Annotated in this window: 11 protein-coding genes; 5 read left to right on the top strand and 6 right to left on the bottom strand. The window is 67.3% G+C overall.

All coding sequences use genetic code 11. From position 1 onward, the window contains the following. The coding region (locus QQK83_RS13745) for a PfkB family carbohydrate kinase (protein ID WP_284265125.1) at nt 1-622 on the bottom strand (622 nt) is incomplete at its 3' end. A 294-nt stretch (nt 623-916) separates the two neighbouring features. Here QQK83_RS13745 and rpsB point away from each other — a divergent pair. From rpsB to QQK83_RS13725, 4 genes are all read left to right on the top strand, one after another. Next, the gene (rpsB, locus tag QQK83_RS13740; protein WP_284265123.1) at nt 917-1,714 is read left to right on the top strand and encodes a 30S ribosomal protein S2; all 798 of its coding nucleotides are present in this window, start codon (nt 917-919) and stop codon (nt 1,712-1,714) included. Between the two features lie 75 nt (nt 1,715-1,789). Continuing rightward, nucleotides 1,790-2,665, top strand: coding sequence for a translation elongation factor Ts (tsf, locus tag QQK83_RS13735; RefSeq protein WP_284265122.1), 876 nt, complete (start codon nt 1,790-1,792; stop codon nt 2,663-2,665). Between the two features lie 194 nt (nt 2,666-2,859). Then, complete coding sequence (locus QQK83_RS13730) at nt 2,860-3,915, top strand: GSCFA domain-containing protein (RefSeq protein WP_284265120.1); 1,056 nt, start codon at nt 2,860-2,862, stop codon at nt 3,913-3,915. Further along, a complete protein-coding gene (locus QQK83_RS13725) occupies nt 3,912-4,673 on the top strand; it encodes a hypothetical protein (protein WP_284265119.1) in 762 nt (253 codons plus the stop codon). The genes QQK83_RS13730 and QQK83_RS13725 overlap by 4 nt, the downstream gene beginning before the upstream one ends. 266 nt (nt 4,674-4,939) lie before the next feature. Here the strand turns inward: QQK83_RS13725 and QQK83_RS13720 are convergent, their stop codons facing one another. Both QQK83_RS13720 and aroQ read right to left on the bottom strand, forming a co-directional pair. Next, complete coding sequence (locus tag QQK83_RS13720; protein ID WP_284265118.1) at nt 4,940-5,746, bottom strand: LuxR family transcriptional regulator; 807 nt, start codon at nt 5,744-5,746, stop codon at nt 4,940-4,942. Next, nucleotides 5,743-6,186, bottom strand: coding sequence for a type II 3-dehydroquinate dehydratase (aroQ, locus tag QQK83_RS13715; RefSeq protein WP_284265115.1), 444 nt, complete (start codon nt 6,184-6,186; stop codon nt 5,743-5,745). The genes QQK83_RS13720 and aroQ overlap by 4 nt, the downstream gene beginning before the upstream one ends. Before the next feature lie 285 nt (nt 6,187-6,471). On the opposite strand from aroQ, the gene QQK83_RS13710 reads away from it, so the two are divergent. Continuing rightward, nucleotides 6,472-7,401, top strand: coding sequence for an amidohydrolase family protein (locus tag QQK83_RS13710; RefSeq protein WP_284265113.1), 930 nt, complete (start codon nt 6,472-6,474; stop codon nt 7,399-7,401). Here QQK83_RS13710 and phoB read toward each other — a convergent pair. The 3 genes from phoB to pstB are packed head-to-tail and all read right to left on the bottom strand — an operon-like array spanning nt 7,386 to nt 9,625. After that, nucleotides 7,386-8,072, bottom strand: coding sequence for a phosphate regulon transcriptional regulator PhoB (gene phoB, locus QQK83_RS13705; protein ID WP_284265111.1), 687 nt, complete (start codon nt 8,070-8,072; stop codon nt 7,386-7,388). The two genes, QQK83_RS13710 and phoB, sit on opposite strands and share 16 nt — an antisense overlap. A 9-nt stretch (nt 8,073-8,081) precedes the next feature. Next, a complete protein-coding gene (gene phoU / locus QQK83_RS13700) occupies nt 8,082-8,798 on the bottom strand; it encodes a phosphate signaling complex protein PhoU (protein WP_284265109.1) in 717 nt (238 codons plus the stop codon). Nucleotides 8,799-8,827: 29 nt separating this feature from the next. Further along, nucleotides 8,828-9,625, bottom strand: a complete 798-nt coding sequence (gene pstB / locus QQK83_RS13695; RefSeq protein WP_284265107.1) for a phosphate ABC transporter ATP-binding protein PstB — start codon at nt 9,623-9,625, stop codon at nt 8,828-8,830. Nucleotides 9,626-9,630 lie beyond the last annotated feature (5 nt).

Here is a 9,630-nt window from a genome sequence, read left to right as displayed (position 1 = left end):
CGGGGCGCGTTCCGGTCAGCAGCCCCGCCTCCTCGCGGTTGACGTAAAGCGTGGCGCGCGGATGCGTCAGCAGCGGGCGCAGCCGCTCGGCCTTGCCGGGCGAGGCGGGCGCGATGCGCAGATCGGCGCGCGCGAACAGCGGGCTCTCCGCGATCTCGGCCAGAAGCGCCTCGGTCAGGTTGCCGTCCAGCGCCACCGGCCCGGCCCACGGGGCCTCGGCCCGGCCCAGCCGCCCGTCGGCCATGGGCGCAAGAATGCGCGCCCCCGCCGCCTCGAGCGAATGAGCATCGGCCAGTGCCGCGACAAGCGCGCCCTGCGCCTCGACGGCCATGTATTGATCGGTGGGCAGCTCGGCATCCACCAGCAGCGGCGCACAATCCAGCCCCTGAGCCGTGCAGGCCGCCACCAGTTCGCGCCCCGCCGGGTCGTCTCCCACCACCGACAGCAAGGCGGGCCGCAGCCCGAACCGCGCCAGCGTCATGGCGATGTTGAGCGCGACCCCGCCCGGCAGCCGCGCGATGCGGCCGGGCTTGTCGTTGCCAAGCGCCATGGGCAGATCGGTGCGCCCGATGATGTCCCACAGGACCGAGCCGATGCACAGGATATCCGGGTTTCGCGTCATGGGATGCCGCATAGCGCGCCGTCCCGATCCGGTCCATCCTTGTTCTCTGGCCAAGGCGCGCAAAGGGACGACGCGCATACAGGCCGGGGTCGGCGCAGCGCGCCGCCGATCCGGGCCACGGATGGGGCAGGGGGCTTGCCATCGGTTGCGAAACCCCCTAAACGCGCGCTCACTTCACAGGCGAAGGCGGGCCTTCGGGGGAGACATCCCCGTCGTGTCCACCGGTTGGGTCAGTGCCATGACGGCGCGAAACCCTCTCCTTCGTCGAGGCTCAAACCGGAAAGGACCACGTTGATGGCTCTCCCTGACTTTTCTCTCCGTCAGCTTCTCGAAGCAGGCGTTCACTTCGGCCACCAGACCCAGCGCTGGAACCCGCGGATGGCACCGTATATCTACGGTGACCGCAACGGCATCCACATCCTCGACCTGACGCAGACCGTCGAGCTGCTCGACCAGGCGCTGAACGTCGTGCGCGAGACGGTGGCCAAGGGCGGCCGCATCCTGTTCGTCGGCACCAAGCGCCAGGCACAGAAGCCCGTCGCCGAGGCGGCCGAGCGTTGCGCGCAGTATTACATGAACCACCGCTGGCTGGGCGGCACGCTCACCAACTGGAAGACCGTTTCGAACTCGATCAGCCGTCTCAAGCAGATCGACGAGCAATTCGCTAACGGTCTCGAAGGTCTGACCAAGAAAGAGCGCCTCGGGATGGAACGCGACCAGGCGAAGCTGCAGGCCTCGCTGGGCGGCATCCGCGAGATGGGCGGCCTTCCCGATCTGATCTTCGTGATCGACGTCAACAAGGAAGACCTCGCAATCCTCGAAGCCAAGAAGCTGGGCATCCCGGTCGTGGCCGTGGTCGACACCAACTGCTCGCCCGATGGCGTGGATTACATCATCCCCGGCAACGATGACGCGGCACGCGCCATCGCGCTCTACTGCGACCTGATCAGCCGCGCCGCGCTGGACGGCATGAGCGCGCAGCTGCGGACCGCGGGCGTCGACCTCGGCTCGCTGGAAGAGGGCGATGTCGAAGAGGCGCTGGCCGCCGATGGCACCGCCGACGCCCCCGCTGCGGAAACCGCCGAGGGCTGAGCCCTCCGTCATGCGATTGACATGCGCGCGGGGCATCACCCGCGCGCAGCCCACAGAGATTCAGGAGAGACGCACATGGCAATCACCGCTGCACAGGTGAAGGAACTGCGCGAAGCCACCGGCGCAGGCATGATGGACGCCAAGAAGGCGCTGACCGAGAACGACGGCGATTTCGAAGCCGCCGTCGACTGGCTGCGCACCAAGGGCCTGGCCAAGGCCGCCAAGAAATCGGGCCGCACCGCGGCCGAGGGCCTGGTTGCCGTGGCCGTCTCGGGCGGCAAGGGCGTGGCCGTCGAGGTGAACTCGGAAACCGACTTCGTCGCCAAGAACGCCGAGTTCCAGGGCATGGTCGCGGGCATCGCGCAAGCCGCGCTCGGCGCAGCCGACCTCGAGGCGCTGCTGGCCGCGGACCTCGGTGGCAAGTCGGTGGCGGACACGCTGACCGACAAGATCGCCACCATCGGCGAGAACATGGGCGTGCGCCGCATGGCTGCGCTCGAGGGCGACATCGTCGCCTCCTACATCCACAATTCCGCCGCGGACGGCATGGGCAAGATCGGCGTTCTGGTCGCGCTCAAGGGCGGTGACGAGGCCTTCGCCAAGCAGGTGGCCATGCATGTCGCCGCCGTGAACCCCGCCGCCCTCGACGAGGCGTCGGTCGACGCCGAGATGGTCGAGAAGGAGCGTCAGGTCCAGATCGACATCGCGCGCGAAAGCGGCAAGCCCGAGGCCGTCATCGAGAAGATGATCGTGGGCCGGATGCAGAAGTTCCTCTCGGAGATCACGCTGGTCAACCAGGCATTCGTGATCAACCCCGACCTGACCGTCGGGGCCGCCGCCAAGGAAGCCGGCGCGGAGATCACCGGCTTCGTCCGGCTCGAGGTCGGTGAAGGCATCGAGAAGAAGGAAGAGAACTTCGCCGAGGAAGTCGCCAAGGCCGCCAAGGGCTGAGCGCGTCCCATCGGACGGAATTCATGGGGGCAGGGGTGAAACCCTGCCCCCTTTTGCTGTCGGCAGCGCCGCACGCCGACGGTGCGCGGCATGTCGCATCTGGCCGAACCGGGCCCTGTGCGGCTAGACTGTCGCCCGTGTCAGGACCAGTCGTCGCGCAAGGTGCCAGCGCGACCCGAAGGGCGGAGGGAGCCATGGCGGATCACCCCTATACCCATCTTCCCGAAGGGGCGTTCTGGTCGCCGTCGGTGGCGCAGCGGCACATGCTCGACATCTCCGGCCTGTGGCACGCGCCGTTTCCCATCGCGCCGCGCGACCGGTTCGTGACCTTTGGCTCGTGTTTCGCGCAGCATTTCGGCCGGGCGCTGGCCGCGCGCGGGTTCCAGTGGCAAGACGAGGAACCGCCGCCCGAGGGGCTGGCCCCCGACACAGCGCGCCGGCTGGGTTACGGCCTGTTCTCGGCCCGGACGGGCAACATCTACACCGCCGCGATGCTGCATCAATGGGTGGATTGGGCGCTTGGGCTGCGCACGCCCCCCGAGCTGGTGTGGCAGGGCGAGGGCGGTCGCGTCCATGACCCGTTCCGCCCCGCGGTCGAGCCCGGTGGGTTCGCCGACACGGCCGAACTGCTGGCCTCGCGCCGCGCGACGCTCGAGGCCTTTCGCCGCTCCATCCTGACCTGCAACATCCTTGTCTTCACGCTGGGGCTGACCGAAAGCTGGCTGGACAGAGCGCTTGGCGTCGAATTCGCGCTCTGCCCCGGCACGCTGGCCGGGCGGTTCGATCCCGCGCGGCATGTTTTCGAGAACCGCGCCTTCGCCTCGGTCCATGCGGACCTGACGCAGGCCATCGAAAAGATCCGGGCCGCCCGCGGCGGCAAGGGGCCGCGGGTGATCCTGACCGTCTCGCCGGTGCCGCTTGCCGCGACCATGTCGGGCGCGCATGTGCTGGTGGCCACCAGCGGGTCAAAGGCGATCCTGCGCGCCGTGGCAGGGCAGGTCGCCAGCGAGCTGTCGCGGGTGACCTATTTCCCGTCCTACGAAATCATCTCGGCCCCGCCCTTCCGCGGCAGTTTTTTCGAGCCGAACCTGCGCGCGGTGAACCGGGCCGGGGTCGATCACGTCATGACGCAGTTCTTTGCCGGCGTGCCCGACAACGCACAGGGGCGCGCGCAGGAGGCCGGGACCGACAGCGTCGAGGCGCTGGCCTGCGAGGAGGAGATCCTCGGCAGTTTCGGACCCCGCGGATGACACCGACCGTGACGCCGCTTGCGCTGATCGGCGACAGCCACCTGGGCGCGATCAAGCGCGCCTTCGAGCTGTCGCCCGAACTGGCCGCGGGGCGGCCCCTGCGGTTTCATGCCTTCGGCCCCGGCGGCGAGGCGACGCGGCCGTTCTTCACCGTCTCGCCCTCGGGCGGGCACGTCGCCACGACGGCGCCGCGCTGGCGGAACCTGACGCTCGACCGCCAGAGTTTCGCGGGGCCCGAGGGGCAGGGGGCCTTGATCGCCCTTTCCCTGCCGCTCAACACCGCGCGCATCCTTCGGACGGTCAGCTGGGACCGTCACGTGCCATGGGAGCTTCAGGTGTCGGAGGCGGAAATCCCGCTCTCCCGGCAAACCGTTCAGGCGCTGATCGAGCAGGACTGCGGTCATGCCGTCGCCTATGCGCGGGCGGTCGCGGCGCTTGGGCTGGGTCTCGTGGTCATCGAGGGGCCGCGCTGCTTCGCGCATGCGCCCTATGTCAAACGCCTGCGCCCCGAGGTCTGCCTCGAGATCGACAGCCGCTACCGCGTGGCGGTGGGCGCGGCGCTGGCCGAGGCGGGTATCGCCGTGGTGCCGCAACCCGCCGGAACCATCACGCCCGAGGGCTTTACCGATCCGGCCTTTCGCCACGAAAACGCAAGCGACGCGCATCACGCAAATGCAGCCTATGGCCGACAGGTGTTGCGCGCGATCCTCGACCATGCGGCGCGGCTGGAGATGGAAGAAGGCGGCGCCGCCGGATAGACCGGACGGCGCCGCAAAAGGGCGGGGCGCAGGGACATGGGGATAGCACGCCCGCCCAAACCTCGACACGTGCCGGAACGAAATTACGCCGCGGCACGCATCGGGCCCGGTTTCCCGGCCTTGAGGACCGTCTGAACGCGCCAATCCGCGACAGCCCCCGATGTTCCTGGCCGAATTGCCATCACTCACGGAACGCCGTCACTGTGCCGCGCGCGCGAGACATGGGAAACGGTGGAAAACCTTACCCTTGCCAAACGCGGACGGCGTCAGGCACTGCGGGCGACGGTTCCGGCCATCCTGGGCGGGGTGCCGGAAGCGTGCTGCCCCAGCTCGTCGATGCGGAAGATCTGGTTCAGGATCGAAGCCTTGCGCACCGCTTGCGCGGTGGTTTCCACGCCAAGCGCGTCGCGCGCACCGCGCAGGTGTTTTTCCACCGTCGCCACGTTGCGCGAGAGGATCAGGGCGATGTCCTGCATCGTCTTGCCGTCGGCCACCAGCTCGAGCACCTCGGCCTGTCGCGGGGTCAGCAGGGCGCGTTGACCCGTCGCCGGAAGCTGCAGGATGCACAGATGCGCGACATGGTTGATCGTCTCGATATCGCGCCCATGCTCGGCCCAGATCGCATCGGCATCGGCCTGCGTGCTTCCCTTAGGGACGGCCATGCCGACACCCGCGTTGGCGTTCTTGATCGCCATGGGAAAACTGATGGTATATCCGGCAGTTATGCCATGACGTTCATTCAGCGCACGCATCGCCTTTTCGCCCTCGGTCAGGGCCTGACCCTGCATCTGGGCATAGACATCCTCCCAGCTGGCAGCGCCCGTGTTCTGCACCGCCCACCGCAGCATGACACCGTCGCGGAACATGCCGCCGGTGACATAGGCATCGACATACTCCGTGGGCATGTTCGTCAGCAGAAGCGCATCCTCGGGATTGTCGTAAAGGCCCGCACCCCGGAACGCGTTGAAAGCGTAGAACAGCCGGTCGAATCCGTAATCGGCCATGACCGCGGTGTGATGCGACCAGAGGTCTTCCACCGTCTGCATCCGCAGGTAGGGCTCGAGAACCCTCATGGCCGACGCCCGGTCAGATGCACGTGCAGCGCGGTCAGGGCCAGCGGATAGCCGGCCGCGCCGAAGCCCTGGATCACGCCGACGCAGACCGGCGCGATGAGCGAGACATGGCGGAACGCCTCGCGCGCGTGGGTGTTGGACAGGTGCAGCTCGACCACGGGAAGCTGAACCGCCGAAATCGCATCGCGCAGCGCGATCGAGCTGTGGGTGTAGGCACCCGCATTGAGCACCACGCCATCCATGGTGCCGCGTGCAGCGTGCAGATGATCGACCAGCGCGCCTTCGTGATTGGATTGAGCGCAGCTGACCTCGACGCCCAGCGTCGCGCCATGGGCGACGCAGGTCGCCTCGATATCGGCGAGCGTGTGATGTCCGTAGACCTCGGGCTCGCGCGTGCCGAGCAGGTTGAGATTGGGGCCGTTCAGGACCAGAATTTTCATGCCGTTATCCCTCGTGGGATGACTATGGCGTGAGCCGGTCACTTGCGAAAGTGGAATCTTGGCATGTTTTCAGCGCACTAGCAGAGGACGTGACGCCAGCGCTGGTTGGCGGTGGCGCGAATGCGAAGCTTTCCAATGATTTATGCGGCCATCTTCGTGTGAAACCCGGTTGTGCTGACGGGTCGGGCTCTTGAATGCCGGGGCGATCAGGGGCACCAATCCTGCGCCACGCCGTCCGGCGTGTTGGATGCATATTTAACATAATCATGATTATGGGAAAAACAGATGACGGCCAGCGCCCTGCCAGATCTCCTTCCGTTCGGCTTCGTCGATGCGCATCACCATGTCTGGGCGCCCGACAGCCGCGGTGACGAGATCGGCTATGGCTGGCTGCGCGACATCGGCGCGCCCAAGCCCTTCGGCGATCCCACTGCGATCCAGCGCGATTACCTGTGGGACGAATTCCTGTCGGAAACACTCCTGCGGCCGCGCGCCTCGGTCCATGTGCAGACCGACGGTGCCCTGCCCGATCCCGTGGCCGAAACGCGCTTCGTCGCCGAGACCGCGGGCGCGCATCGGGTCGCCATCGTCGGGCTGGCCGACCTGTGCGCGCCCGATCTTGCCCGGACGCTTGCCCGCCACGCCGAAACACCGGGCTTCGCGGGCGTGCGCCAGATCGTCAGCCATCTGCCCGACGCGCCCGGCCTGAGCTTCGCGCCCCGTGCGCTCCTGTCGGAGGGCGCGTGGCGCGCGGGGCTTGCGACGCTGGCCGAGGCCGGGCTGCGCTTCGACCTGCAATGCTACCCCGAACAGATGTTCGAGGCCGCCGAGGTCTTCGCCGCCCATCCGCAGATGCCCGTGATCCTCGATCACGCGGGCAGCCCGCGCAACGGTGCGGATGCAACATGGCGCGCAGGCGTGGCGGAACTGGCCAAGCTTCCGCAGGTTTCGGTCAAATTGAGCGGCTGGGGCATGTTCGACACCGCTTGGACCGCCGAGAGCATCGCGCCGATGACAGCACACCTGCTGGCGGAGTTCGGGGCGGAACGCGTCATGTTCGGATCGAACTATCCGGTTGAGAAACTTGCCAAACCCTATGATGCCGTCCTGCAGGACACGGCGCGCGCCGTGGCCCTGACGGCCAGGGGCGCCCTGCCCCACGTCTTTCTCGACACGGCCACGCGGGTCTACGGGCTGGATTACCCCAGCGCGTAGCCCGCGCCGCGCACGGTGCGGATCGGGTCGCCGTGGTCGCCTGCCTTCAGCGCCTTGCGCAGGCGGCCGACATGCACGTCCACGGTGCGGCTGTCGACGTAGATGTCGCGCCCCCACACCCGGTCCAGAAGCTGCTCGCGGCTCCAGACGCGGCCGGGGCGCTCCATGAAGGCGGTGAGCAGCCGGAACTCGGTCGGTCCTAGGCGCAGCTCTTCGGTCGAGCGATAGACGCGATGTTCTGCCAGGTCGATGACGATATCGGCATATTCCAGCCGCTCGCCCACCGTCGCGGGCCGGACGCGGCGCAGCTGCGTGCGCAGGCGCGCCAGCAGCTCGGCCAGCGAATAGGGCTTGGTCACGTAATCATCCGCGCCGGTCTCGAGGCCGCGGATCTTGTCCACCTCCTCGGAGCGGGCCGAGAGCATGATGATCGGAATGCGCGCCGTCTCGCCGCCCATCTTGAGCTGGCGGCAGACCTCGATCCCCGAGACATGCGGCAGCATCCAGTCCAGCACGATCACGTCCGGCGGCGTCTCGCGGACGATGTCGAGCGCCTCGTCGCCGGCCTCGGCCGTCACGACCTGGTAGCCCTCGGCCTGGATGTTGTAGGCCAGCACCTCGCGCTGCGCCGGTTCGTCCTCGACGACCAGCACCATGGGTTCGCCCGCCATGGCCCCGCCCTACCCCTGCAGGCCCGCGTCATGCGCCGTGCGGTCCTGCTTGGGCCGCTCGTCGTCGGGCATGTCGCCGGTCACGAGATAGATCACCTGCTCGGCGATCGAGGTGACATGGTCGCCCATGCGCTCGATGTTCTTCGCCATGAAATGCAGGTGCATGCAGGTCGTGATGTTGCGCGGATCCTCCATCATGAAGGTAAGGTATTCGCGGAACAGAGCGGAATACATCTGGTCCACGTCGAGGTCGCGGTTGCGCACATCCTGCGCAAGATCGGCGTCGCGCTGGATATAGGCGTCGAGCGCGTCCTTGAGCATCAGCTCCACCTGCCGCGCCATGCGCCGCAGCGAGGCCCCGGTGCCGTTCACGGGGGGCTGGTCGATGATCGTTTCGGTGCGCTTGGCGATGTTCTTGGCGTAGTCGCCGATCCGCTCGAGGTTGGTCGAGATGCGGAAGACGGTCAGCACCGTCCGCAGATCGGTGGCGATGGGCTGACGCTGCGCGATGACGCGGGCGGCCTCGTCGTTGACCTGTTCGTCCAGCGCGTCGATGGCCTTGTCGCCTGCGCGCACGGCGCGGGCCAGCTCTAGGTCACGCGCCTCGAGCGCCTCCGTGGCCTTGGCGATGGCCTCTTCGACCAGGCCACCCATGCGCATGATCATCGCCTGGATGCCCTCGAGGTCACGGTCGAAACCCGAGACGATATGTTCCGAATGCGGCATGGTCTGCTCCCCTGCCCTGCTGTGCTGCCTCAACCGATCCGGCCCGTGATGTAGCTTTCGGTGCGGGGATCGTCGGGATTGGTGAAGATCTTCGAGGTCTCGCCGAATTCGACGAGGTTCCCGAGGTGGAAAAACGCGGTCTTCTGGCTGACGCGCGCGGCCTGCTGCATCGAGTGGGTCACGATCACGACCGAGAAGCGCTCGCGCAGCTCGTCGATCAGTTCCTCGACCTGCGCCGTGGCGATGGGGTCGAGCGCCGAACAGGGCTCGTCCATCAACAGCACCTCGGGGCTGGTCGCCACCGCGCGCGCGATGCACAGGCGCTGCTGCTGGCCGCCCGACAGGCCCGTTCCGGGTGCCTGCAGACGGTCCTTGACCTCGTTCCAGATCGCGGCGCGGCGCAGCGATTTCTCGACGATCTCGTCCAACTCGGCCTTGCTGCGGGCAAGCCCGTGGATGCGCGGGCCGTAGGCCACGTTGTCGTAGATCGACTTGGGGAACGGGTTGGGTTTCTGGAACACCATGCCCACCTTGGCGCGCAGCTGCACCGGATCGACCTTGGCGTCGTAGATATCCTCGCCCTCCAGGTCGATCTCGCCTTCGACGCGGCACACGTCGATGGTGTCGTTCATCCGGTTCAGGCAGCGCAGGAAGGTGGACTTGCCGCAGCCCGAGGGGCCGATGAAGGCGGTCACCGTCTTGTCCTCGATGTCGACATCCACGTCCTTGATCGCGTGGTTGTCGCCGTAGAAGACCTGCACCTTGCGGGCTTTCATCTTGATCTGTTTGTCGGTCACGGTCCGCTCCGTTACGCGCATATCGTTCATGTTCG

Source organism: Roseicyclus amphidinii (assembly GCF_030163755.1).
GTDB classification, from domain to species: Bacteria; Pseudomonadota; Alphaproteobacteria; order Rhodobacterales; family Rhodobacteraceae; genus Roseicyclus; species Roseicyclus amphidinii.
The sequence above is the reverse complement of the archived record's forward strand: the minus strand, read 5'-3'. Positions and strand labels throughout refer to the sequence as shown.

Coding starts and splice junctions, on each gene's coding strand:
- rpsB (WP_284265123.1), top strand. CDS start 917: ATGGCTCTCCCTGACTTTTCTCTCCGTCAGCTTCTCGAAGCAGGCGTT.
- tsf (WP_284265122.1), top strand. CDS start 1,790: ATGGCAATCACCGCTGCACAGGTGAAGGAACTGCGCGAAGCCACCGGC.
- QQK83_RS13730 (WP_284265120.1), top strand. CDS start 2,860: ATGGCGGATCACCCCTATACCCATCTTCCCGAAGGGGCGTTCTGGTCG.
- QQK83_RS13725 (WP_284265119.1), top strand. CDS start 3,912: ATGACACCGACCGTGACGCCGCTTGCGCTGATCGGCGACAGCCACCTG.
- QQK83_RS13720 (WP_284265118.1), bottom strand. CDS start 5,746: ATGAGGGTTCTCGAGCCCTACCTGCGGATGCAGACGGTGGAAGACCTC.
- aroQ (WP_284265115.1), bottom strand. CDS start 6,186: ATGAAAATTCTGGTCCTGAACGGCCCCAATCTCAACCTGCTCGGCACG.
- QQK83_RS13710 (WP_284265113.1), top strand. CDS start 6,472: ATGACGGCCAGCGCCCTGCCAGATCTCCTTCCGTTCGGCTTCGTCGAT.
- phoB (WP_284265111.1), bottom strand. CDS start 8,072: ATGGCGGGCGAACCCATGGTGCTGGTCGTCGAGGACGAACCGGCGCAG.
- phoU (WP_284265109.1), bottom strand. CDS start 8,798: ATGCCGCATTCGGAACATATCGTCTCGGGTTTCGACCGTGACCTCGAG.
- pstB (WP_284265107.1), bottom strand. CDS start 9,625: ATGAACGATATGCGCGTAACGGAGCGGACCGTGACCGACAAACAGATC.